Annotated in this window: 20 protein-coding genes and 2 tRNA genes; 14 read left to right on the forward strand and 8 right to left on the reverse strand. The window is 62.2% G+C overall.

Features of this window, described 5'->3' with window-relative positions; genetic code table 11:
• Positions 1-73: 73 nt before the first annotated feature.
• Together H4I92_RS11355 and H4I92_RS11360 are read right to left on the reverse strand one after the other, a co-directional pair.
• Positions 74-1,054 (reverse strand): GGDEF domain-containing response regulator, encoded by a 981-nt coding sequence (locus H4I92_RS11355; protein ID WP_077530705.1) that lies wholly within the window; start codon positions 1,052-1,054, stop codon positions 74-76.
• Positions 1,055-1,252: 198 nt separating this feature from the next.
• A complete protein-coding gene (locus tag H4I92_RS11360) occupies positions 1,253-2,608 on the reverse strand; it encodes an AmpG family muropeptide MFS transporter (RefSeq protein ID WP_077530706.1) in 1,356 nt (451 codons plus the stop codon).
• 80 nt (positions 2,609-2,688) lie between these two features.
• Here H4I92_RS11360 and H4I92_RS11365 point away from each other — a divergent pair, with 80 nt between their 5' ends.
• The 6 genes from H4I92_RS11365 to gspD all read left to right on the forward strand — a co-directional run bounded on the left by H4I92_RS11365 (position 2,689) and on the right by gspD (position 9,117).
• Positions 2,689-3,207, forward strand: coding sequence for an FxsA family protein (locus H4I92_RS11365; RefSeq protein ID WP_077530707.1), 519 nt, complete (start codon positions 2,689-2,691; stop codon positions 3,205-3,207).
• 128 nt (positions 3,208-3,335) lie between these two features.
• Positions 3,336-3,626 (forward strand): co-chaperone GroES, encoded by a 291-nt coding sequence (gene groES / locus H4I92_RS11370; RefSeq protein ID WP_077530708.1) that lies wholly within the window; start codon positions 3,336-3,338, stop codon positions 3,624-3,626.
• Between the two features lie 55 nt (positions 3,627-3,681).
• Positions 3,682-5,331: a chaperonin GroEL gene (gene groL / locus H4I92_RS11375; protein ID WP_077530709.1), complete on the forward strand. Its 1,650-nt coding sequence runs from the start codon at positions 3,682-3,684 to the stop codon at positions 5,329-5,331.
• 116 nt (positions 5,332-5,447) lie between these two features.
• The gene (gspN, locus tag H4I92_RS11380) at positions 5,448-6,272 is read left to right on the forward strand and encodes a type II secretion system protein N (protein WP_077530710.1); all 825 of its coding nucleotides are present in this window, start codon (positions 5,448-5,450) and stop codon (positions 6,270-6,272) included.
• Entirely contained in the window at positions 6,269-7,081 is an 813-nt protein-coding gene (locus H4I92_RS11385; protein WP_077530711.1) for a type II secretion system protein N, read from the forward strand. The genes gspN and H4I92_RS11385 overlap by 4 nt, the downstream gene beginning before the upstream one ends.
• A 38-nt stretch (positions 7,082-7,119) precedes the next feature.
• On the forward strand, positions 7,120-9,117 hold the full coding sequence (gene gspD / locus H4I92_RS11390; protein WP_077530712.1) for a type II secretion system secretin GspD: 1,998 nt from the start codon (positions 7,120-7,122) through the stop codon (positions 9,115-9,117).
• Positions 9,118-9,270: 153 nt separating this feature from the next.
• On the opposite strand, the gene H4I92_RS11395 is transcribed toward gspD, so the two are convergent.
• The 3 genes from H4I92_RS11395 to purE all read right to left on the reverse strand — a co-directional run bounded on the left by H4I92_RS11395 (position 9,271) and on the right by purE (position 13,059).
• The gene (locus tag H4I92_RS11395; protein WP_077530713.1) at positions 9,271-11,319 is read right to left on the reverse strand and encodes a putative bifunctional diguanylate cyclase/phosphodiesterase; all 2,049 of its coding nucleotides are present in this window, start codon (positions 11,317-11,319) and stop codon (positions 9,271-9,273) included.
• A gap of 107 nt (positions 11,320-11,426) precedes the next feature.
• Positions 11,427-12,533 carry a 5-(carboxyamino)imidazole ribonucleotide synthase gene (locus H4I92_RS11400; protein WP_077530714.1) on the reverse strand — a complete coding sequence of 369 codons (1,107 nt, stop codon included), beginning with the start codon at positions 12,531-12,533 and terminating at the stop codon, positions 11,427-11,429.
• A gap of 28 nt (positions 12,534-12,561) precedes the next feature.
• A complete protein-coding gene (gene purE / locus H4I92_RS11405; protein WP_077530715.1) occupies positions 12,562-13,059 on the reverse strand; it encodes a 5-(carboxyamino)imidazole ribonucleotide mutase in 498 nt (165 codons plus the stop codon).
• Positions 13,060-13,224: 165 nt separating this feature from the next.
• Between purE and H4I92_RS11410 the strand changes: the two genes are divergently transcribed.
• From H4I92_RS11410 to H4I92_RS11425, 4 genes are all read left to right on the forward strand, one after another.
• A complete protein-coding gene (locus H4I92_RS11410) occupies positions 13,225-14,052 on the forward strand; it encodes a hypothetical protein (protein ID WP_077530716.1) in 828 nt (275 codons plus the stop codon).
• Between the two features lies 1 nt (position 14,053).
• Positions 14,054-14,311, forward strand: a complete 258-nt coding sequence (locus H4I92_RS11415) for a hypothetical protein (RefSeq protein WP_077530717.1) — start codon at positions 14,054-14,056, stop codon at positions 14,309-14,311.
• An 89-nt stretch (positions 14,312-14,400) separates the two neighbouring features.
• Positions 14,401-14,477: transfer RNA gene (locus H4I92_RS11420), tRNA-Asp, on the forward strand.
• Between the two features lie 6 nt (positions 14,478-14,483).
• Positions 14,484-14,560 (forward strand) — tRNA-Val (locus H4I92_RS11425).
• Between the two features lie 180 nt (positions 14,561-14,740).
• Here the strand turns inward: H4I92_RS11425 and H4I92_RS11430 are convergent.
• A complete protein-coding gene (locus tag H4I92_RS11430) occupies positions 14,741-16,168 on the reverse strand; it encodes a 3-oxoacyl-ACP reductase (protein WP_077530718.1) in 1,428 nt (475 codons plus the stop codon).
• 284 nt (positions 16,169-16,452) lie between these two features.
• Here H4I92_RS11430 and H4I92_RS11435 point away from each other — a divergent pair, with 284 nt between their 5' ends.
• Positions 16,453-17,790, forward strand: coding sequence for an acetyl-CoA C-acetyltransferase (locus tag H4I92_RS11435; RefSeq protein WP_077530719.1), 1,338 nt, complete (start codon positions 16,453-16,455; stop codon positions 17,788-17,790).
• An 11-nt stretch (positions 17,791-17,801) separates the two neighbouring features.
• Here the strand turns inward: H4I92_RS11435 and H4I92_RS11440 are convergent, their stop codons facing one another.
• Together H4I92_RS11440 and H4I92_RS11445 are read right to left on the reverse strand one after the other, a co-directional pair.
• A complete protein-coding gene (locus tag H4I92_RS11440) occupies positions 17,802-19,271 on the reverse strand; it encodes an amidase family protein (protein ID WP_077530720.1) in 1,470 nt (489 codons plus the stop codon).
• Complete coding sequence (locus tag H4I92_RS11445) at positions 19,268-20,329, reverse strand: ion transporter (protein WP_218668200.1); 1,062 nt, start codon at positions 20,327-20,329, stop codon at positions 19,268-19,270. Before H4I92_RS11445 ends, H4I92_RS11440 begins: the two co-directional genes overlap by 4 nt.
• A gap of 132 nt (positions 20,330-20,461) precedes the next feature.
• Between H4I92_RS11445 and H4I92_RS11450 the strand changes: the two genes are divergently transcribed.
• The 3 genes from H4I92_RS11450 (at position 20,462) to trhA (ending at position 22,962) form a co-directional block, all read left to right on the forward strand.
• Positions 20,462-20,728, forward strand: coding sequence for a hypothetical protein (locus H4I92_RS11450; RefSeq protein ID WP_077530721.1), 267 nt, complete (start codon positions 20,462-20,464; stop codon positions 20,726-20,728).
• Between the two features lie 121 nt (positions 20,729-20,849).
• Entirely contained in the window at positions 20,850-22,253 is a 1,404-nt protein-coding gene (locus H4I92_RS11455; protein WP_077530722.1) for a WS/DGAT/MGAT family O-acyltransferase, read from the forward strand.
• Positions 22,254-22,311: 58 nt separating this feature from the next.
• Positions 22,312-22,962 (forward strand): PAQR family membrane homeostasis protein TrhA, encoded by a 651-nt coding sequence (gene trhA, locus H4I92_RS11460; protein WP_077530723.1) that lies wholly within the window; start codon positions 22,312-22,314, stop codon positions 22,960-22,962.
• Positions 22,963-22,992: the final 30 nt, after the last annotated feature.

Genomic DNA, 22,992 nt, shown 5'->3' on the forward strand with positions numbered 1-22,992 from the left:
TGCGTTTGGAGTGGGCTGCGGTCTGTTGAATGACGGTGAGCATGCGTAACGGAGTGTGAACGGGATCACAGGCCTAACCGGTGTCTGTTCTGTTCTTGGGGACCGCTACCTGCGCCCGCGTTAGCGTTCGCGATTGCTGTGCATTGCTGAGCCCCTGTTCCACGGCGGCTTCCACTGCATCGGCCGTGGGCGTTGCTTCCCTCTCGCTGGCGATGCAGAGGGTTGCGTCGGCTTCCGCTGAAATGAAGCCACGGCTGGTCTTGAAGGCCTTGTGGTTGATGCCTTCATGCAGGCGACGGAAGGCTGCCGGGCGGCAGTGGTCCGCGTCCGGGAAGTAGGCGATGACTGCATAGCGGTCATCGCTGACCCGGCACAGGGCGTCCAGCGGGCGGGTCAGGGAGGTCATGCGGCGGGCCAGGGTTTCCAGAAGCTCGCCCTGAACCGAGGCCGGTTGTTCCCGGCGATGGCGTTCCCAGTGCCGGATGCCGATGAGCACATACCCCACGGCACCGCCGCGCGACTCGGTGTAATCCAGGGCCCGCTGCAGGCGCTGGCGGGCGTAGCGCTCATTCCCCAGGCCGGTTTCCGGATCCACTATGTTGTGGGCCTCAAGCTGGCGGTTTTCCGCCATCAGCAATTGGTTGGCGTGGAGCAGGGTGTTGTGTCGCTCCACCAGCCTGTCCGCCGCAAAGACCCTGGGCAGGAGCTGACGGGTCATTTCCGATTTGTAAATGAAATCGTCCACGCCTCGGTCGAATGCGCTGCTCAGCGCTTCCATGCTTTCCTTGCCGGTAAGCAGGATGATGTAGGTGTAGTGGTTGGTCTGTTCATCCTGCTGGCGCACGCGGTCCGTGAGCTCCAGTCCGTCCATCTCCGGCATCAGCCAGTCAGCGATAAGGAGGCTGATGGGTTCCCGTTCCAGAACCCCGAGTGCGTCCGCTGCCGTGTTGACCACTTGAAGGTTGCTGTAGCCGGCCTGGCGGAGCGTACGGCTGATCACGGCACTGCTGAAGCGGGCGTCGTCCACAACGAGGATGGGCAGGTCAGGTGTCATTCGGCGTCCGCTGTTGTCCGTTTAAGTTAATGATCGTTCATTATAGACACCTGAGTTGGAGGGGTAAGGAGGAAAATGCAAAACGTTTTTCAGGAATGGCCCGGGTGTGAACGGAGTCGCACTGTCTGTAGAAGCGAGCCTTGCTCGCGATCACGACGGGAAGAATCGCTTGCAAGGCAAGCTCCTACAGACACGCTTCTACGGCGTGGTGCTGTGATCGGGATGAGCGAGCCACAGCAGGGCAACCGCCAGCAGTATGGCGGGGATACCGAGGCCGGCGGTGATCAGGAAGAAGCCGATCCAGCCCACGTTCTCGGCCACGACACCGGTAAAGCCGCCCAGGAACTGGCCGGGCAGCGTCATCAGTGAGCTGAAAAGTGCGTACTGTGTGGCGGTGTAGCGGGTGTTGGTGAGGCTGGAGAGGTAGGCGATGAATACCGAGATTGAGAGCCCGCCTGTGACGTTGTCCGCCACGATGGCCGCGACCAGGCCTATGGTTTCGGGACCCAGGCCAGCGAGCCAGGCGAAGGTCAGGTTGGTGGCCGGGGCCATGAAGGCGGTGCCGATCAGCATGCGCGCAATCCCAAAGCGTGCGGTCATGAGCCCGCCCACGGCGGCGCCCACCAGCGTCATGGCGAGCCCGAAGGCGGCGGCGATATTGGCGATCTGCTCCTTGGTGAAGCCCAGGTCCAGGTAGAAGGGGTTGGCCATCACCCCCATGAAGATGTCGCTGATCCGGAAGGTGGCCACGAACAGAAGGATGACGATGGCCGCTTTCCCGTAGCGCTGGAAGAAGTCCGTGAAGGGGCAGACCACGGCCCCGATGAACCAGGCGGTGATGCGCTGGCGCAGCCCCGTGTGCCCGGTGTCGGCCAGGTACTGGATAACCCGCTCCTCGGACTCCGGTGCGAACCGGTCGCCTTCCGCCACGGGTTCACGGCTGATCAGGGTGGTCACCATCCCCACCCCCATGAGTGCGGCCATGACGGCGTAGGAGAGCGACCAGCTGCCAATGGCGGCCACATGCAGCGCCCCGGCCCCGGCCGCCAGTATTGCCACGCGGTAGCCGGTGACGTAGGTGGCGGCCATCGCGGCCTGGTGGGTATCCGGCGCGGCTTCCACCCGGTAGGCATCAATGGCCACGTCCTGGGTCGCCGAGCCAAAGGCAGCGACCACGGCCCAGACGGCCACCAGCCAGAGCTGTTCCATGGGGTCGGTGAGCGCCATGCCCAGAAGGCTCACCGCGACCGCCACCTGGGCGGCCAGCATCCAGGCGCGGCGCCGGCCCAGAAGGCGGCTGATGATCGGCAGGGGGAGTCGGTCGATCAGTGGCGCCCAGAGCACCTTGATGGAATGGGCCATCCCGACCCAGCTGAGGAAACCGATCGCGGCCAGCTCAATGCCCAGGTCCCGCAGCCAGGCAGTGAAGGTGCCTCCGACCAGCAGCAGCGGCAACCCCGCCGAGAATCCGAGGAAGAGCATGCCGATGACGCGGGGGTTGAGGTAGACCTTCCAGCCGGGGTAGAGGGTGTCCTGCGGTGCCGGCTCACTCATGGATTACGATTCCGTATGGTTGAACTCCGGCCCCGTCGCCCCGATGCTGGAAAGCACAAGCCTCTTTTCCCGGAGACCCCATGCCCGTATTTCTCATTGCCTTCATCATCATTCCCATCATCGAGATGGTCATCCTCATTGAGGTCGGGGGCCTGATCGGCGCCCTGCCCACGGTGGGCCTGGTGCTTCTGACGGCCGTCATAGGCGCGGCCATGCTGCGCCAGCAGGGGGCGGCAACCCTTCTGCGGGCCAACCAGCGTATGGCCAGCGGTGAACTGCCGGCCCGTGAGATGGCGGAAGGGCTCCTTCTGGCCGTGGGCGGTGCCCTGCTGCTCACCCCCGGCTTTGTAACCGACGCCGTGGGCTTTGCCTGCCTGATCCCGTTCACACGGCGCTGGCTCAGCGGCTACGTGGTGAATCGTATGGTGTTCAGCGGGGGCGCGTCCATGGGCGGGCATTACGAATACCACCAATACAGCCAGTCCCGTGATCGGGGACCGCGCCGGGATGCCCACGGCAACATCATCATCGAGGGTGAGTTTGAACAGGAGCAGCAGGGTAGAGAGCCTGAAGACCCTGACCGGCTGGATCGCCGGTGAATTTTTTTGTCGGGAGGGGATTGAAAACTGGCAGCGTGTCCCCAATTTCACTGACCACAAGGCTAATGTGCTTTGGGAAATCTCAACTCATTGCTTAACCGACGAACCGAAACTGGAGATAAGCAGCAATGAAAATCCGTCCGTTACACGATCGCGTAGTCGTGCGTCGCAAGGAAGAAGAAGAGAAGACCGCCGGTGGCATCGTTCTGCCGGGCAATGCCCAGGAGAAACCCTCCCAGGGTGAGGTTCTGGCCGTGGGCGAGGGCAAGACCCTGGATAACGGCGAAGTACGCAAGCCGGCGGTGAAAGTCGGTGACCAGGTTGTGTTCGGGCAGTTCGCCGGTAATACCGTCAAGGTCGACGGCGAGGAACTGCTGATCATGAGCGAAAACGACATCTTCGGTGTGCTGGAAGGCTGAAAAAGCGCCAGTCACCTGACGAGTTTCAACAGTCAAGAAACAGGAACAGAACACTATGGCGAAAGAGATCAAGTTTTCCGATCACGCCCGTAAGCAGATGGTGAACGGGGTTAATACCCTGGCCGACGCGGTCAAGGTCACTCTCGGTCCCAAGGGCCGCAACGTGGTGATGGATAAGTCCTTCGGTGCTCCCACCGTTACGAAGGACGGCGTGAGCGTTGCCAAGGAAATCGAGCTTGAGGACAAGTTCGAGAACATGGGCGCTCAGATGGTCAAGGAAGTCGCTTCCCAGACCAATGACAACGCCGGCGACGGCACCACCACCGCTACCGTCCTGGCCCAGGCCATCGTGCGCGAGGGTGTTAAGGCGGTTACCGCGGGCATGAACCCCATGGACCTCAAGCGCGGCATCGACAAGGCCTGCCAGGCGGCCGTTGAAGAGATCCGCAAGCTCTCCACGCCCTGCAACGACTCCAAGACCATCGCACAGATCGGCACCATCTCGGCCAACAGTGACGAGACCGTCGGCCAGCTGATCGCGGATGCGATGGACAAGGTTGGTCAGGAAGGCGTCATCACCGTTGAGGAAGGCCGTGGCCTTGAGGACGAACTGGAAGTGGTCGAAGGCATGCAGTTCGACCGTGGCTACCTCTCGCCCTACTTCATCAACAACAACGAGAGCATGACCGTCGAGCTGGATGACCCCTACATCCTGCTTGTGGACAAGAAGATCTCCAACGTGCGCGACCTGCTGCCGACGCTGGAAGCGGTTTCCAAGTCCGGCAAGCCGCTGCTGATCATTGCCGAGGACGTTGAAAGCGAAGCGCTGGCGACCCTGGTGGTCAACAATATGCGCGGCATCGTCAAGGTCGCTGCTGTGAAAGCGCCCGGATTCGGCGACCGTCGCAAGGAGATGATGCAGGACATCGCCGTACTCACCGGCGGTACCGTGATCTCCGAGGAAGTCGGCCTGACCCTCGAGAACGTCTCCCTGGATGACCTGGGCAGCGCCAAGCGCGTCAACATCAGCAAGGAAGACAGCACCGTCATCAACGGCAACGGTCAGCAGCAGGACATCGAAGCCCGCACTGGCCAGATCAAGAAGCAGATCGAGGAAAGCACCTCCGATTACGACAAGGAGAAGCTCCAGGAGCGCCTTGCGAAGCTGGCCGGTGGTGTTGCCGTGATCAAGGTGGGCGCTGGCTCCGAAGTTGAGATGAAGGAGAAGAAGGCCCGCGTTGAGGACGCGCTGCACTCCACCCGTGCCGCTGTTGAAGAGGGCATCGTGGCCGGCGGTGGCGTGACCCTGGTCCGTGCGCTGCAGGCGATTGAAGGCCTCAAGGGCGACAACGAAGAGCGCCAGATGGGCATCAACCTCCTGCGCCGCGCCATGGAAGCACCGCTGAAGCAGATCGCCTATAACTCCGGTGACGAGCCGGCCGTGGTGGTCGACAAGGTGCTCCAGGGCAAGGGCAACTACGGCTATAACGCCGCTACCGGCGAGTACGTCGACATGCTCGAAGCCGGTATCATCGACCCGGCCAAGGTGAGCCGCTCCGCACTGCAGGCGGCGGCATCCGTGGCAGGCCTGATGATCACCACCGAGTGCATGATCGCCGACCAGCCGGAAGACAATGAAGGCGGCGGCGCCGGCGGTGGCATGCCCGATATGGGCGGCATGGGAGGCATGGGCGGCATGATGTAAACGCCCCCTCCCCATCGCCGGTGTGACCGGCTCCATGAAAACCCCCGTGGCGGTTCGCCTCGGGGGTTTTTTATGGTTATCCTGTCGGCGCCTTCAATGCAGTGGTAGCCGTACGGATGCCAGAATCGTCGTCCAAAAGCGCTGAGCCGACCACGGAGCACGAGCACCCGCGCTTCCGGGTCGAGCCCCTGCGTGCCTTTCTTCTGGTGCTTCTTCTCTCCCTGACCTGGCTGACGGCGCTGGTGGTGTATCTGCCTGCGGGCTGGGTCTGGGCCCAAGTGGCGCGACAGGTTCCTGTTCCCGAGGTGGTTGAGGTGCAGCAGGTGGGCGGGACGGTCTGGTCGGGGGATGCCTGGCTGCGCGTGCAGGGCCTGCCCCTGCGGCTCAGCTGGCAGCTGCAGCCGGGCTCGCTCATCCATGGATTCGTGCCGCTGGAGTGGCGGCTCAATTCCCCTGGCTCGCAAGCGGAAGGCAGTGTCACCGCCATGCTGGATGGTCGGGTGCGGATGCTGTTGCGCCGCGCCCGCGTGGACCTTGAGGAGGTCACGGCCCACGACCTCGGCATCCAGCCTTTGAGCATTCCCAGCGTCATGACGCTCGAGAGCTTCTTCGGGGTTTGGAGGCCGGAGCAGGGTTTCGGAGGCTTCCAGGGATGGGGCCAGTGGTCGGGAGGCAATGTGACATGGCCCATGGGCGACCAGCCCCGCCAGTCGCGCATCCCGGCCCTTGAGGGGCGTCTTACCAGCAATAATGGCCAACCGGAGCTGGTCCTGATGGAGCAGGGCACTTCGGAACCGGCGGTACGCTTGGTAATGGATGCCGGTGGCCGTGCCCGGGTTGAACTCTACAAGCGCTGGATCGATTTTCTGGGCCTGGACTTCGCGCCGGATGCGGCGCCAGGCGACGTGGTCTTCCGCGTGAGCCGGCAGGTGACACCATGAGCCGCTGGCCGATCCGTTTCGCGCATCTGCTGCTGGTTGTCCTGGTGGTCCAGATGGGCTGGAAAGGGGGGCAGTGGACCTGGCGTGTGATCTGGCCGGCGCCTTCGGACCCGGTTGAGCTTGCGCTTACGGATACTGGGCCCCAGCGGGGGTCGGGCAGCAGCATTCCGCTGCGCGAGATCGCTCTTTTCGGCCGCGCCTCTTCCGGCGGGGAAAGCAGTGTCTCCCGGGTGGAAAGGGAAACCGCACCGGAGACGGGGCTTACACTGACGCTCCACGGTGTTTTTCTGGCCACCCGCGGGGAAAGCTCCAGTGCTATCCTCTCAGGGCAGGATGGTGCTGCCGAGCGCTATGCGGTTGGCGATGATCTGCCCGGTGGCGCGGAACTGGTGGCCGTGGAGCCGAACCGGATCCTGCTGCAGCGTAACGGTGAGGTGGAATCGCTCGGGTTTGATGACGAAGGGCTCACACTTGGCGGGGTTGCGGCTGCCGGGGAAAGCACGGAAGATAGCCGGGCCGGGGTTGAGCGGGCCATTGAGGCGCTGGAGGAGGATCCAGAAAAGGCGATCGCCGAGGCCGGCTTCCGGCCCAATGAAGACGGTCCCGGCTATGTATATGACGGCACAAACGAAAAGCTTTCGGCCATGAATCTGCAACCTGGCGATGTGATCATTTCCGTCAACGGGCAGAAGCTGGGCGACATCGAAGCCGACAGGGCCAATCTGGAGCGCTGGATGACCTCGGATCGGCTTGATCTTGAGATTGAGCGTGGAGGCACGCGCTTTTCATTCACGGTTCCGGTTCCGTAACCGGCAAACCAGACGACAAAACGGGCACTGGTTATCTGATGATCCGCATTCAACGACTGTTTCTCGCGTTTGCGCTGGCACTGCTGGCTTCCATGCCGCTCATGGCCCAGGACGATAACGAGGCCGGGGATCAGGAGGTGGCCGAAGCCGAGGATTCCGAAACCTGGACGGTCAACCTCAAGGATGCTGATATCCGCGCCCTGGTGGATCAGGTCTCGGACATCACCGGCTACAGCTTCGTGGTGGATCCACGTGTGAAGGGCAAGGTCACTGTGGTTTCCGAGACGCCGATGAACAGCAGCGAGGTGTACGACCTCTTCCTGTCGGTGCTTCATGTTCACGGGTTCACCGCCATTCCCGGCGAGGACGCCATCAAGGTGATCCAGCAGAGTGATGCCAAGCAGACGGCCGAAGACATCACCCGTTTCATGGATGTTCCCTCCGAGCAGCTGATGACACGGGTCATCCATGTGGAGAACGTCAGCGCCATGCAGCTGGTGCCTATTCTCAGGCCTATGGTGGCCAGTTACGGGCATCTGGCCGGCGTGTCCGCCGCCAATGCACTGATCATCAGTGACCACCAGGCGAATATCCAGCGCATGCAGCGTCTTATTGACGATCTGGACAAGCCCACGGACTCCGAGGTGGAGGTAGTCCAGCTGGAAGAGGCCTATGTCGGTGACATGGTGGAGCTTCTGGAAGAGCTCGGCCCGGACCAGCTCAGTGGCCGGGCCGGCAGTGACGACAGCCGTTCCGCCAGCGTGGTTGCGGACGAGCGCAGCAACCGCCTCATCCTGCGTGGCACCAGCACTTTCCGGGAGAAGGTGCGGGAGCTGGTGGAAAAGCTGGATACGCCCAACACCAGCCGCGGCACGACCAAAGTCATACGGCTCAGCCATGCGGACGCCGCCGAACTCAGTGAGATGCTGAGCGGGCTCATGGGTGAGATCACGGAAGGCGAAGGGGGCAACCAGGGCAGTAGCGGTGAAACCGATGTCTCCGTCTATGCGGATGAAGGGCTCAATGCCCTGGTGGTTCGCGCCGAACCGCAGATGATGAGCGAGATCGAGTTCATTGTTGAGCAGCTGGACGTGCGCCGTGCCCAGGTGCTGATCGAGGCCGCCATTGTCGAGATTAGCAATGAGGCCGGGCAGGATCTTGGCGTGCAGTGGGCGGCCGGGGATGAATCCGGGGATTCCACTGCGCCTGTGGCCGGGACCAATTTCGAGAATGTCGGCGTGAGTCTCAACACAGTCCTGGGTCAGATTCTTGGTGGCTCGATTGGAGGTGAGGACGGTGGCAACCTCGGCCTTGGTTCCGGGCTCTCCATCGGAGCCGGGGATCGTGATTCGGATGGCATCACCTGGGGGGTGCTGATCCAGGCGCTGTCCACGTCCAGCAAGGCCAACCTGCTGTCCACACCCTCGATCATCACCCTGGATAATGAGGAATCCGAGATCATCGTGGGGCAGAACGTGCCTTTCCGAACGGGCCAGTCCACCAGCACCGGCGATGGGCTCAGCAATCCCTTCACCACCATTGAGCGCAAGGACATTGGCCTGACCCTGAACGTCAAGCCCAGTATCAGCGCCGATGATGTGGTCAAGCTGGCGGTGGAGCAGACCACTGAGGATATTGGTCAGTCCCTGGAAAGCGCGGCCGACCTGATCACCGAAAAGCGTGAGATCAAGACCACCGTGCTGGCGGACGATGAAGAAACCATCGTTCTGGGTGGGCTTATCAATGAGGATTATCGCGTTTCCCAGAGCAAGGTACCGCTGCTGGGAGACATTCCGCTGCTGGGAGCTCTATTCCGCAGTGAGACCACAACCCGCCAGAAGCGCAACCTGATTGTCTTCCTTAGGCCGACCATCCTCCGGGAGGAAGGGGAGGCGGATGAAGTGGCCCGTACCCAGTTCAAACGTCTCTGGGAGGTGAACCTGGGAATGAATGGTGAAGAAAGGGAGGGGGAACCGCCGGAGAGGCCCGCGATGGAGAAAATGTTCCAGGGTAACCCGCTGCCGCCTGTGGAATGATCAGGGGGCTATGGTAGTCCTTGTCGCTAGGGTTGCCACAGAACACGAAGCCGACATCTTAGCCAGTGGTTTGAGAAGACCGAAATTGTCTCGGTTGACGCACCTAGCGTGGATCAATCCTGAATGCAGCTGGTTTCAGGCGCGGTTGTGGTGTTACGACCTTGTATCGAATGTATCGATGAAGGCCTGGAACTGCTCCACATCCACCGGTTTGCTGAAGTAGTAGCCCTGGGCCATGATGCAGCCGCGGTTCACCAGGTAAACACTCTGTTCTTCGGTCTCCACGCCCTCGGCGATCACATCCAGGTTCAGGCTTCGGCCAAGATCAATGATGGTGTTGGCGATCTGGGTATCCTCTTCGTTGGCTAGGAGATCCCGGATGAACTGTTTGTCGATCTTCAGGTGGTGCACCGGGAGCCGCTTAAGATAGGTCAGCGAGGAGTAGCCGGTGCCGAAGTCGTCCACCGCCACGCGGATGCCTTCGTCCCGCAGGCGCGAGAGCTTGCCGATGGCATCGTCGAGATTCTGCATGAAGCTGGTCTCCGTGACCTCCAGCTCCAGGCGGGATGGCGGCAGGTCGTGCTGGCGCAGAACGCCGAGAATCACGTCCACGATGTTGTTCTGGCGCAGCTGTACGGGGGAGAGGTTGACGGACATCCGCAGGATGAGGCCCTGATCCATCCACTCCCGGGCCTGACGGCACGCCTCATCCAGCACCCAGTAGCCGATCTCGATGATGGAAAGATTGAGTTCCGCCAGCGGAATGAACTCATCCGGCGGAATGAAGCCCCGCTCGGGGTGCTGCCAGCGCAGCAGGGCTTCGGCGCCCAGAACGCGGTGGGTGTCCATGTCCACCTGGGGCTGGTATACCAGATGGAACTGCCGCTGGGCCAGGGCCATGTCCAGATCCCGTTCCAGGTGCTTGCGCTCACGGATGGCCTGGTCGACGCTGGCCACATAGAACTGGAAGCGGTTGCGGCCCTCGGATTTGGCGAGGGTCATGGACTGTTCCGCTTTCTGGAGGAGGCGGTCGGACTGCAGGGCGTCGTCTGGATAGACAGCCACACCGATGGTTGCGGTAATGCTGAGTTCCTTGCCACTGACAATGACCGGGCGGCTGAGCTCATGCAACAGCCATTCGGCCATGGCGGCTGCCTGATAGGTCTCCCGGATGCCGCCCTGAATGATGGCGAACTGGTCCGCACCGAGCCGTCCGCCATTGACCAGGTTGTCCTGGCTGTTGTTCGTGATTCTTTCGGCGATCACCTGCAGCAGCTGATCACCGCTCGAAAAACCGTACTGCTCATTGAGTGTCTTGAAATCATCCAGCCCGAGACAGAATATCGCCACCATGCCACGCTGACGGCGTGCGTTCTCCAGGGCACCGTTGAGTAGGCTCAGGAACATGTCCCGGTTGGGAAGGCCGGTCAGTGCATCATAACGTGACAGGCGGGTAATACGGTCCTGGGCATCCTGGTGTTTCTGCTGGGTCTCGGAGATCGCGGTCAGGAGTTCATTGGTGGCCTTGACCCAGGCGTCCAGCTCGTCCCGGTCGTGGCCTCCGGGTGTCTGCAGAAGGTGGCGGCCGGGGTCGGCTGGGTCCACATTCGACAGGTCGTCGGCAATGCGGAACAGCGGACGTGTGACCAGCAGGTGGTAGACCACGTAGAGCACCAGGCCGAGGATCAGGGCCCGGGCGATACCGGAGATCAGGATCAGGGAGGCACGCTCAAGCCAGAGAGTGGCCTGGGGGGCGGTGTCCACCTCGATGATCAGCTCTCCGTACTTGACCCTTTCGTCGCCCTGGGAGCGCATCAGGTCCACTGTATAGGTGCGCTGCTGCCCGAAGATCACGTCAGTGAGGGAGCGGTAGGGGCTTTCCTTGAGCGGCCGTTCATCCTGAGCCAGGGGCACGCCGTCGGGATGGACGATCTTGCCGCCGCGGATGGACTGCTGTTCGAACAGTCCGTCGATCACCTGTTCCGCGAGATCCTCGTCGATGCTGTAGACCGCCTGGGTTGCCGCCTCCCGGACCAGAGCGAGCGTCTGGTGGGCGCGGTCGTCGAGTTCACGGGAAACAGTACGGAAATCGATGAAGATCTGGATGCTGCCGATCACCATACCCACTGTGAACGCCGTAATCAGTACCCAGCGCAGGATGCGGTAACCCAGTCGGCGTTCAGGCTGGAAGAGTGTCCTCATGGATCAGTCCGGATTCCTTGTCACTCCCTCCGGGAAACCCCGGCTCTGCACAAGCGTAGCAGGTCTGTATAAAAAGCTGAAAATCCAAGAAGGAAGTGGGTCATTGATCAGGGGCGCCAGTCGAAATCCGGACAGCCGGGTAACAGGCTGGCGGTGTTCATGGCACGCCAGCGCAGCTCCTCCAGGGAATCCGCAAGGATGTTGATGTGGCCGACCTTGCGTCCGGATCGCCCAGCTTTTCCATAGAGGTGCAGATGGGTGTAGGGCAGCCTCAGAATGTCCGCCACCGGGCCTGTTTCACCGATCAGGTTGATCATGCAGGTGGGCTGAAAGGCTGCCGTTTCGCCGAGGGGCAGCCCCGAGACGGCACGGATGTGGTTTTCGAACTGGCTCGTCACTGCGCCGTTCTGGCTCCAGTGGCCGGAGTTGTGCACGCGGGGCGCCATCTCGTTGGCAATCAGGCCTTCCTCCGTTTCGAACATTTCCAGCGCCAGCACGCCCACATAGCCAAGCTCATTCATCAGGGTGCGGATCATGCGCTGGGCCTGGTCCTCCAGCTCCGGTGTGATGTGCGGTGCCGGTGCAATGGAAAAGCGCAGGATGCCCTGGTGGTGGATGTTCTCGGCCAGTGGATAGAAGGCCATTTCGCCGTCCTGGCCACGAGCGGCCACAATGGACAGCTCCCGCTTGAAGGGAACAAAGGATTCGGCAATGGCGGTGTCGCAGCCGATGCGGGGCCAGGCTTCCGCAGCCTGTTCCGGGGCATCGAGTACCGCCTGTCCCTTGCCGTCGTAGCCGTCGGTGGCGGACTTGGCGACAACACGGCCGCCCAGGCGCTGGGTTGCAGCCTGCAGTGCCTCTGCCGACGCCACCACCTCGAAAGGCGCTGTGCTGATGCCCAGATCCCGGAAGAGGGCCTTCTCAAGAGTGCGGTTCTGGCAGTACTGCAGGGCTCTGGGTAATGGATGGACGGGCTTTTCCGTGGCCACGCGGTTCACCAGCTCAAGCGGCAGGTGCTCGAACTCGTAAGTCACCACGTCTGCGTCGTTGAGGAAGGTTTCGAGGTATTGGCCGTCGGGATCGTTGTAGACGGTGCCGACGCCGGCAGAGGCTTTGCCTGCCGGGTCATAGAGGCTGAACTCGTGGCCCAGGCGCATGCCATCCAGTGTCAGCATGCGCCCAAGCTGGCCCGCTCCGAGAATGCCGATTCTCATCGTGCGCTCCTGCCGTGTTCGTCTTTGTTCAGTCCGCTGCCGGGTCGGAGTCGTTGAGCACATCCTGCGTCTGTTTTTCGCGGAAAGCCTGCAGTGCCTGCGCCACGGCCGCATCGGAAAGGGACAGGATCTGGGCGGCCATGAGCCCGGCATTGCGGGCGCCGGCCTTGCCGATGGCCAGGGTGCCTACAGGCACGCCGCCAGGCATCTGCACAATGGAGTACAGGGAGTCCAGGCCGCTCAGCGCACGTGACTCAACGGGGACACCCAGTACCGGCAAGGTGGTGTGGGCCGCGACCATGCCAGGTAGGTGTGCGGCGCCTCCGGCTCCGGCGATGATGACCTTCAGGCCCCGGTCCCGCGCTTCGCGGGCATAGTCACTGAGCAGGTCCGGGGTGCGATGGGCCGAAACCACACGGCGTTCATAGGCAACGCCGAGTTCATTCATCACGGTGGCCGCGTGCTCCATGGTCGGCCAGTCCGATTTTGAGCCCATGATGAGTCCGACCTGAGCCTGTTGCGCCATGGGTGACTCCACATCACTGTCCAGCGGGAAAGCGCGATATTCTATGCCCGCAGACGGGGCAGTGCAAATGGTAACCAGCCTCCCGGGCTTTGCGCAGTGCCGCACCGGGGGTACCATGCCTTGAACCCGATCAAAGGCAGTACATGGCGACCCTGGGAGAGCAGAATGGAGTCACTGAAACCGGACGATGATCAGCTGGCCGAACGCGGAAACGCGGGTGGTTCCGGAAAGGGCGCAAGACCCGGGGGGACCGGTGGTGGTTCCGGTCATCCGGGGATGCGCCCGCTATGGATGCTGCTGGTGCTTGTCGTGGTCTGTGCCGGTGCTGGTGGCTGGCTGGTATGGGAACAGGCACAGCGCATCGCCACCCTTGAGAGCCGGTTGGCAACCGTGAATAGCGATGTCCGTACTAACCAGATGGAGCTCGGGGTGGTGGACGAGGAGCGCGAGGAGACCGGTCAGGCCGTCTCCGAGCAGCTTGAGGTGCTTGATGACGAGATGCGCAAGCTCTGGGTCGTGGCCCACCAGACCAACCGGCCCCGGATCGAGAAGCTGGAGGAGCAGACCGGCACACTGGAATCTCGTGTGGAAGAACTGGACGCCGGGCAGAAGAGTCAGGCGGGTCGCTTGGATCAGCTGGCAGGCTCCATTGAGGCGCTGCCGGATGCGCAAGAGCTGCAAGCTTCCGTGGAAGAGCAGGTTCAGGGTGTGCGGGATGATCTGGATAGTCGTGTGCAGTCGCTGCAGCAGGACCGCCGGCTGGCGCTCGAGGAAATGCGGGCCCGCCTGGATGGGCTGGAGAGCAGCCTGGCGGAACTGGAAAAGGCGGTTTCCGGAAGCAGCGAGGTCAGTGACCTGAAGGATCAGCTGAGCGAGCTGGAGTCCGTGGTGGATTCGATTGACAGTTCGCGGGCCCAGCTGACCCAGCGCTTTGTGCGGCTGCAGGAGCGCTTGGATCGGCTGGCGGAGAGCCAGAGTGCAGGAGGATCCTGAGATGCCACGCAAACAGGATTCGGGAGAACAGCTGCGCCGCCGGCGGGACCGCTGGGGTGCCTGGCAGAGCGAGCAGCTGGATTCGATCACCGGCCTGGTGACCCGTCGCCTGGACGCGCTCAACCGCGCCCTCGCAAAGCGGGCCGTGCCCAGATCCCGGCGGGAACACGTGGAGGCGCTGATGGATGAACGCCGGCGGCGTGGCCCCTCGCTGGAAGTGATTGAGGGCGGAGATGGCCGTGAGTCCGGCGATTCCTGAAAAAAATCGCGCAAAGGGGTTTGACAGCTCCAGTGAAATGCTTAAAATGCGCATCTCGTTCGGCAGGGAAAGCCCTGCAGAGCGGTTTCGGAGCGGTAGTTCAGATGGTTAGAATGCCGGCCTGTCACGCCGGAGGTCGCGGGTTCGAGTCCCGTCCGCTCCGCCATCTTTCGGGTGGTTAGCTCAGTTAGGGAGAGCATCGGCCTTACAAGCCGAGGGTCGCTGGTTCGATCCCAGCACCACCCACCATTTATTCCCCTCTTTTTTCTTTCTTCCGTCCAGACTTTCTTTGAAGCGCCTAACGATTGCGCCCGAACTCTATGTGTCCCTCGGATGCCTGTCCTGCACCTGTGTAGGAGCGAGCTCCGCTCGCGATAGGTCTGATCGCTTGCGAGGCAAGCTCCTACGGTATGGGGTAGATGATCTGGCTTATTTGCCGACCAGGCTTTGCCCGCACACACGCACCACGTTGCCGTTGATGCCGCGTGACAGCGGGTTGCAGTACCAGGCGATGGTTTCCGCCACATCCACCGGCAGGCCGCCCTGGGAGAGGCTGTTCATGCGCCGGCCTGCCTCGCGGATGGTCACCGGCATGGCGGCGGTCATCTGGGTCTCGATGAAGCCGGGCGCCACGGCGTTGATGGTGATGCCGTTCTTCAGCTGCCGGGCCATGCTCTCTACATAGCCAATCACACCGGATTTCGAGGCAGCGTAGTTGGTCTGGCCGAAGTTGCCCGCGAAACCGGCAATGGAGGAGACGCAGACAATGCGCCCGTTCTCGCGGATCAGGTCGCGCTCGGTCAGTTCCTCGTCGATGCGTTCCTCCGCGGTCAGGTTCACGGCAATGGTCATGTCCCAGAAATGTTCCGGCATGCGCGCCAGGGTCTTGTCCCGGGTGACGCCGGCATTGTGGACGACGATGTCCACGCCACCGAATTCGTCTTCCAGGTGATCCGCGATCAGGCGCGGGCCGTTGTCCTCGGTGATGTCCGCAGCCAGTGGTGAGCCGCCAATGGCTTCGGCCACGCGGTTGAGGTCTTCCATGGTGGCGGGAATGTCCAGGCAGACCACGCGCGCGCCGTCCCTTGCCAGCGTTCTGGCAATCGCCTCGCCAATGCCGCGACTGGCGCCGGTGACCAGGGCTACCTTGCCGGTCAGTGGTGCGTTGGTGTTCACGGCTGTGCGGCCTTTGGTGCCGCTGCCCTTGCCGATGCGCACTGGCTGGCCGTCCACGTAGGCGGACTTGGGCGAGAGGAAGAAGCGCACCGAGGACTCGATCTGGTTCTCGGCATTGGGGGCCACCCAGAGAAGCTGGGCGGTGGCCCCTTTCTTGCCGATCTCCTTGGCCACCGACCGCACAAAGCCTTCCAGCGCCTTGTGTGCCGCTGCACGTGCGGGGTTCTTGCAGGAGGTGGGATCGGTTCCCACGATCAATACGCGGCCACACTTGGCCATCTGGCGGATGGTTGGGTGGAAGAAGTCGTACAGGCAGCGCAGTTCGCTGGTGTCGCGGATGCCGGTGGCGTCGAAGACCAGTGCCTTGAATTGATGTTCGGCGATGGCTTCGTCCTCCATGGTCAGCGTCTTGGCCACGCCGCTTTCCACCAGTGCGGAGGATTCGCCCAGAGTGGCGGGCCCTTCCGGGGAATAGAGTGTGGCGGGGCTCCCACGCAGGGTCTCGCCGAGTACGGAAAGTGCCCGTGGCCTGGGCCCGGCGCCGACCAGCACCTTGCCTTCTATGAATGACTGGTCCTGGCGCTTCCAGCGTTCCAGCTCAATGGGCGAGGGCAGGCCGAGCGAGGAGGCGGCCTGTTTGCCAACAGATGTATTCACGAATTTGAGGTAGAGATCGGACATAGCAGTATCCCCTGGTCAGTCGGAATGGAACATTTTCAGATTCATAATGGAGGTATGTTACATTCTGTGAACAGCTGAATTGTAACGAATCCTCAGGAAAAGGGTCACAGCGGGGCGTTCCCCAGCCGTTTTCAGGTGGCTGTATTGGGCGCTCTTACCCCGTTGAATGCAATGAACCGGCTGTCACCCGGCAGCGTCACCTCAGCCAATGAGGCTTTGCGTGCAATCCGCACAGTATGCACCCGATTCTCTCCGCATCTTGAAATCAAAAAGGATATAACGTAATGGCACAAGCAAAACCGACCTCCAGCAAGAGCAGACAGAGCAAGGGTAACGGCGCCGCTGCCACGCTGCCGCGCCCGGTCGCCATTCTCGGCGGTAACCGGATTCCGTTCGCCCGTTCCAACACCGCCTACAGCAAGCTCTCCAATCAGGACATGCTGACAGCTGCCATCCGTGGCCTGGTGGACCGTTATGGTCTGGAGGGTGAGTGTCTGGGTGAGGTGGTTGCCGGTGCCGTTATCAAGCACTCCCGTGACTTCAATCTGACCCGGGAGACCGTTCTGGGTTCCGGGCTGGCTCCCGAGACCCCGGCCTATGACGTGCAGCAGGCCTGCGGTACCGGACTGGAGGCGGCGATCCTCGTGGCCAACAAGGTTGCGCTGGGCCAGATCGACGTGGGTATCGCCGGTGGCACGGATACCACCTCTGACGCACCCATTGGCGTGAGCGAAGGGCTGCGTGAGCTGCTTCTTGATCTCAACCGCGCCAAAACCAACCCGGAACGGCTCAAGATCGCCGCCCGCTTCCGCCCGAAGCACCTGATACCGTTGACCCCGGAGAACAGCGAGCCGCGTACGGGGATGTCCATGGGGGAACACCAGCAGATCACGGCTCAGGAATGGGGTATTCCGCGTGAGGAGCAGGACCAGTTGGCGCTTGAAAGCCACCAGAAACTGGCGGCGGCCTATGAGGAAGGCTTCTTCAGTGACCTGGTCACACCCCTGGCTGGGCTTGAGAGGGACAACATTCTGCGTCCGGACTCGTCACTCGAGAAGCTCTCCCAGCTCAAGCCCGTGTTCGATAAGGAAAAGGGCACCATGACAGCGGCCAACAGCACGGCACTGACCGATGGCGCGTCTTCCGTGTTGCTGGGCAGTGAGGAATGGGCGAAAGCGCACGGGCTGAATGTGCGTGCCTATCTGACGCACGTTGAAACGGGCGCCGTGGATTTTGTCGGCAAGAAGGAAGGCCTGCTGATGGCGCCTGCATACGCTGTGCCGCGGCTGCTGGACAAGGCCGGTCTTACGCTGCAGGACTTTGATTTCTACGAGATCCACGAGGCGTTTGCCTCACAGGTGCTGTGCACCCTCAGGGGCTGGGAGGATCAGACCTTCTGCAAGGAGAAGCTGGGCCTTTCGAAGCCGCTGGGCAGCATTGACCGCAACAAGCTCAACGTTAAGGGCAGCAGTCTTGCCGCAGGCCATCCCTTTGCCGCTACTGGTGCACGCATCCTGGCCACGGCGGCCAAGCTGCTGGAGCAGAAGGGCAGCGGTCGCGCCCTCATCTCCATCTGCGCGGCCGGCGGCCAGGGCGTCACGGCCATTGTGGAGCGTGGCTGACTGCCGCACTTCTACAGGGGCTGGAACCCACTCAGCCCCTGTTCCTCCATCAGGCGAGCAAATTCGATGGTCGCCCGGTCCTGGCCGGGGGCGCCGATAATCTGGATATTGAACGGGAGACCGTTTTCGTCCATGCCAACCGGTGCCGAGGTTGCCGGCAGCCCCAGTGTGGTGGCCAGGGCAATCCAGTGCATCTGGTCCGTATAGGGCCGCTCCCTGCCGTCCACGAGGATCTTGCGGCGGAACATGGGCTGGCTGCGGTTGTGGGGGATCGCGGTGGTCGGTGTCACCGGTGTCAGAAGTATCTCGGCGTCGCCGAACAGATCCCGCACGAGGGACGCCCGGGCCTTCTCCCGTTGTTCCGAGTACTGCAGCCAGTTGAGCACCGGCTGGTTCACGCCCAGGGTGTACTGCTCCAGTCCGGGCGGCATGCGCATCCAGCGCCCGAAGAGCCGGAGCAGGTAACCCATCAGTTTGAGCTGGCGGCGCTGTTTCGCCCGGAATCCGGTACCCAGAAGGCTCCCCAGCAGGTTGTGGTAGAGGGGCATCAGCTGGCGGTGATCCAGCCACTCATGTTCAGCCCGTGACACCCGCGCGCCGGCATCCGCCAGCCGTGTTGCCAGGTCCTCGTAATGGCGGGTGAGGGCATCGGCGACCGGGGAGGCCGGGTCATGGAAGCAGGTGGCAACCCTGACCTGATCAAGGCGGCTGAAGCCGGGCTCCGGCAGTGACAGCTGCCACTGTGGGCCCTCATGGGGCCTGGGGCCGGCAATGACGTCCAGCAGCAGGGCCAGGTCGTCCGCCGTGCGCGCCATGGGGCCGCCTTCGGCCAGGTCCGGCTGGGTCAGGGTGCCCGGAGGGCCGGGAATGTGGCCGCGCAGGGAGACAATGTCACGGCTGGGCTTGTGCCCGAATACGCCGTTGAAGTGGGCCGGTGTGCGGATGGAGCCACCCACGTCCGAGCCCACCTCCAGCGGTGTCATGCCGGCGGCGAGGGCGGCTGCGGCACCGCCGGACGAGCCTCCGGGGGTCCGCCCCAGATCCCGCGGGTTGTTGGTCACACCGAACAGGCGGTTGTAGGTCTGCAGGTCCGAGGCGAACAGCGGCACATTGGTCTTGCCGATGATGATGGCGCCGGCATCCTCGAGCCGCTGGATGACGTCCGCATTTCGCTTGGGCCGGTGTGCCTGCAGGGAGGAGGAGCCGGCGGTGGTCGGCATGCCGGCCACCTCCCATACATCCTTCACCGTCATGGGCAGCCCGTGCAGAACGCCGCAGTGTTCGCCCCGTTCACGTTGCCGGTCGCGTTCCCGGGCCTGATCCAGAGCCCGTTCACGGTCCAGGTGAATGACTGCGTTGATGGGCGCGTTGCGTTCGTCGATGCGTGCCAGCAGTTCAGCCGTGACGGCCTCGCTGGTGATGTTGCCGGTACGGAGTGCACCGGCCAGGTCCCGTGCGGGTTGGTCCAGCCATTCGCTCATGTTGATGCCTTCTGTTCTTCTCGGGTCGCTCTGTTGGCCGCTTTCTGCTCATCCTTTTCCGCCAGCGCTTCCTGCCAGCGCTTGACGGCCACCTGGTCCTTGACCAGCTCCAGTGTCTCGATCACGCCCTGAATGACGGCTGTATTGGCTTCGGAATCCTCGCGTTCGTGGGGGGTGAGCAGCACATCAACCAGGTCTTCCACGAAGTCATGATTATCGGGGGAACTCAGATCATTGAGGATCTGCTCGATCACCTCGGCGGTGATGTCGCCCACCGCACGATCCAGGGTGCCTGAGGCCCAGCTGCCGAACACGGGCAGCTCACGGATACGGCCCAGGTCCCGGTTACGGTTCATGGCCGAGATGACACGGGCATTGAGGTAGGCGCGCAGCTCCTGCTGTTTAGGCATATAGCCTTCGCGCGCATAGCGGGTGATCCGGGCGGAGAGAAAGTCCACGAGCAGATCCCGCCGGGGCAGCAGAACTTCCTCCTGGATGCGCCGGACCAGGGGCGAGCCCTGTTTCACTTCCTCCTGGGTGCCGCTGAGCACCTTGATGACCACGCGGTCGGAAAGCTCTTCCATGAACGCGTCGTAGTAGAAGCGCAGGAACTCAAAAACCCGGGTATTGGTAATGTCGATGACGCCGTATTTCTGCAGGCGATAGACAATGCTGAAAACGCGCAGGAAACGCAGGATCCGGGCTCCGGAAGCCGGGATGCAGCCCAGCAGGTCGTACCAGTGGGCGATGGGGTAGAAATACCAGCGCTGGTACTCCTGCCGGTAGATCGCATGGACCCAGCGCACTGCGAACTCGCTCAGGAAAACCCCTATGAACATCAGGTCGTAGAACAGGAAATGCCGGTGTATGGGGTTGTAGAAAGCGGTGAAGGCCGGCACCTGTTGAGTAAGGAAGTCTCTCAGCACATCCACCGCATAGAGGGAATCAAGAAGAAGCCAGACCAGATTGATGACCAGCAGCACCAGCATCAGCATATCCAGTGCGAACCAGAGCGTCTGGTGGCTGGTGCGGAGGTTGCGGAGGTTGATGGCGAGCACACTGCATCCTTATGACATGCCTGGAGGGCTCTTTATAGCAAAGGTGAGCCTGTCACGCATTGGCCCGGAGACCGGGCCGGCACCCTGACCCCATTGATGCTACGCTGGATGGACGGAGAAAGGAGGTGAGTCATGGACCTGGAAAAAGCATTGGTTGACCCTGCAGCCGTGTTCAATACGCCGGACGAGGTTGTAACAACCGGGGGACTGAGCACTGATGACCGTATCCGGATTCTGCAGCGCTGGGAGTACGACGCGCGTGAGCTGACGGTGGCGGATGACGAGAACATGCCGGGCGACAGCACCCCGCTTCTGGATCAGGTGCTGGCCGCACTGCACAGGCTGGGTTATTCGCCTGATCCGGATCAGGAGCCACCTACCAAGCAGGGTGGTGTCTGACTGTCGGGGTGTTAAATCAGTCCAAAGTCCTACAGGGGGCCTTCTGTAACAGAATGTTTCAGGTAGAATACCCGTTCGCTCATGCAACCATCCCGGTGTTAATGCAAGGAGAAGGCTCCCAATGAAGCGAATGAGTGTGCTGGACTCGTCCTGGCTCAAGGTCGAATCCGAAGACACCCCCATGCATGTGGGCACCATGCAGATCTTCTCGCTCCCGGAGGGAGCGCCGGAGACCTTCCTGCGGGACATGGTTGAGCGCATGAAGAATGCCGGTGAGATCCAGGCGCCCTGGAAGTACAAGCTGTTCAGTGGCAGTCGCCTGGGGCGCAGCCTGGTGCCGGCCTGGGTTGAAGACCAGCAACTCGACCTGGACTACCATGTGCGCCATTCGGCCCTGCCGAAACCCGGCAGTGAGCGTGAGCTGGGGGTGCTGGTATCGCGGTTGCATTCACACCCGCTCGATTTCGACCGCCCGCTCTGGGAGTGCCACATCATCGAGGGGCTTGAGGGCAACCGGTTTGCGCTCTACACCAAGATGCACCACTCCATGATCGATGGCATCAGTGGTGTGCGCCTGATGCAGAAGATCCTGACCACGGATCCCGGTCGTACCAACATGCCACCGCCCTGGGCGGTTGAGCCCAGCCAACGGCGTTCCCAGGCCGGGCAGGGGGTCACCTCCGTTCAGGGTGCGTTCGAGCAGGCGGTTGAGGCACTGCGCATCCAGGCCGGCTCGACCCCGCAGCTGGCGGCAGCCGTGGGGCGTCTTGCCAGTGCCGCGTGGCGGCGTAAGGACAGCAAGCTGACCGCGCCCTTCGTGGGCCCGCAGTCGATCCTCAATAACCGCATTACCGGCCAGCGCCGCTTCGCCACCCAGCTTTATGATTTCGATCGTCTCAAGAGCATCTGCCGTAAGACGGATGCGTCGCTGAATGATGTGGTGCTGCAGATCTGTGGCACTGCCCTGCGCCGCTTCCTGCTGGAGCAGGATGCGCTTCCGGAAGAGCCGTTGACAGCGGGGATACCGGTCAATGTGCGGCCTGCCGATGACGAGGGCACCGGGACAGCGATCAGTTTCATGATCGCCAGCCTGGCGACCGATGAGCCGGATGCCATGGCGCGGCTGGAGCAGATCAAGCAGTCCACCCAGAAGGCCAAGGAACACCTCCAGAGTCTGCCCCGGCAGGTTCTGAACCAGTACACCATGATGCTGATGTCGCCCTATATCCTGCAGCTGGTTTCCGGGCTGGGTGGGCGTATGCGGCCGGTGTTCAACGTCACCATATCCAACGTCCCCGGGCCGAGTGAGCCCCTCTACTACGAGGGCGCACGCATGGAGGCGATGTATCCGGTGTCCCTGGTAACCCATGGCGGAGCGCTCAACATCACCTGCCTGAGCTACGCCGGATCGCTCAACTTCGGCTATACCGGCTGCCGGGATACCCTTCCGAGTATGCAGCGGCTGGCGGTGTACACCGGTGAGGCACTGGATGAGCTTGAGGCGCGGGTGACTGCGCGCGACTGAATCCGGAGACGTGGCCCCGTCCTTTACAGTGCACATTTGTTCACTGTATTGTCGGGCCATGACCAACGTTGATTTCCATCCCGTTGAAGAAGTCTGGAACGCCCTGACCCATGGGCTGGGCGCGGTGCTGGCGCTGGCCGGGACCATTGTTCTGGTGGTCCTGGCCGCCGTTCACGGTGACGTATGGTCCATCACCAGTGCTTCTGTCTACGGCGTCAGCATGGTCGTTCTCTTTCTGGCCTCCACCCTGTACCACAGTGCACGCCGGCCCACCCTGCGCCGGGCCTTCAAGATGTTCGACCACTGCGCCATCTTCCTGTTGATCGCCGGTACCTACACCCCCTTCCTGCTGGTCAACATGCGTGGAACCCTGGGCTGGACCCTGTTCGCTATTATCTGGGGGCTGGCCGTGGTTGGCATTGTGTTCAAGCTGGTATTTGGCCACCGCTATAAGGCGCTGGAGGTGGGCACTTTCCTGGTGATGGGATGGCTGGTGGTCGTGGCAGCCACGGAGCTGCCTGCGATCCTGGGGGTGACCGAGCTGGCATTACTTGTTGCCGGTGGGCTTTCCTACACGGTTGGCGTGGTCTTCTACCTCCTGAACCGTATTCCCTACAATCACGCCATCTGGCACCTGTTCGTTCTGGCCGGGGGCGCCCTGCATTATTTCGCCGTCTATAACGGTTTTCTGACCGCCTGGCAGAGCTGATGAATTTACTGCGCTGAGCCCGTGGCTGTG

Origin of the sequence: Vreelandella halophila, from assembly GCF_019903425.1 — a bacterium.
GTDB lineage: Bacteria > Pseudomonadota > Gammaproteobacteria > Pseudomonadales > Oleiphilaceae > Halospina > Halospina halophila.

Coding starts and splice junctions, on each gene's coding strand:
- H4I92_RS11440 (WP_077530720.1), bottom strand. CDS start 19,271: ATGAGCGAATGGCTGGACCAACCCGCACGGGACCTGGCCGGTGCACTC.
- H4I92_RS11365 (WP_077530707.1), top strand. CDS start 2,689: ATGCCCGTATTTCTCATTGCCTTCATCATCATTCCCATCATCGAGATG.
- groL (WP_077530709.1), top strand. CDS start 3,682: ATGGCGAAAGAGATCAAGTTTTCCGATCACGCCCGTAAGCAGATGGTG.
- H4I92_RS11430 (WP_077530718.1), bottom strand. CDS start 16,168: ATGTCCGATCTCTACCTCAAATTCGTGAATACATCTGTTGGCAAACAG.
- H4I92_RS11395 (WP_077530713.1), bottom strand. CDS start 11,319: ATGAGGACACTCTTCCAGCCTGAACGCCGACTGGGTTACCGCATCCTG.
- purE (WP_077530715.1), bottom strand. CDS start 13,059: ATGGCGCAACAGGCTCAGGTCGGACTCATCATGGGCTCAAAATCGGAC.
- H4I92_RS11415 (WP_077530717.1), top strand. CDS start 14,054: ATGCCACGCAAACAGGATTCGGGAGAACAGCTGCGCCGCCGGCGGGAC.
- H4I92_RS11455 (WP_077530722.1), top strand. CDS start 20,850: ATGAAGCGAATGAGTGTGCTGGACTCGTCCTGGCTCAAGGTCGAATCC.
- H4I92_RS11435 (WP_077530719.1), top strand. CDS start 16,453: ATGGCACAAGCAAAACCGACCTCCAGCAAGAGCAGACAGAGCAAGGGT.
- H4I92_RS11385 (WP_077530711.1), top strand. CDS start 6,269: ATGAGCCGCTGGCCGATCCGTTTCGCGCATCTGCTGCTGGTTGTCCTG.
- H4I92_RS11410 (WP_077530716.1), top strand. CDS start 13,225: ATGGAGTCACTGAAACCGGACGATGATCAGCTGGCCGAACGCGGAAAC.
- H4I92_RS11360 (WP_077530706.1), bottom strand. CDS start 2,608: ATGAGTGAGCCGGCACCGCAGGACACCCTCTACCCCGGCTGGAAGGTC.
- gspD (WP_077530712.1), top strand. CDS start 7,120: ATGATCCGCATTCAACGACTGTTTCTCGCGTTTGCGCTGGCACTGCTG.
- H4I92_RS11400 (WP_077530714.1), bottom strand. CDS start 12,533: ATGAGAATCGGCATTCTCGGAGCGGGCCAGCTTGGGCGCATGCTGACA.
- trhA (WP_077530723.1), top strand. CDS start 22,312: ATGACCAACGTTGATTTCCATCCCGTTGAAGAAGTCTGGAACGCCCTG.
- H4I92_RS11450 (WP_077530721.1), top strand. CDS start 20,462: ATGGACCTGGAAAAAGCATTGGTTGACCCTGCAGCCGTGTTCAATACG.
- groES (WP_077530708.1), top strand. CDS start 3,336: ATGAAAATCCGTCCGTTACACGATCGCGTAGTCGTGCGTCGCAAGGAA.
- H4I92_RS11355 (WP_077530705.1), bottom strand. CDS start 1,054: ATGACACCTGACCTGCCCATCCTCGTTGTGGACGACGCCCGCTTCAGC.
- gspN (WP_077530710.1), top strand. CDS start 5,448: ATGCCAGAATCGTCGTCCAAAAGCGCTGAGCCGACCACGGAGCACGAG.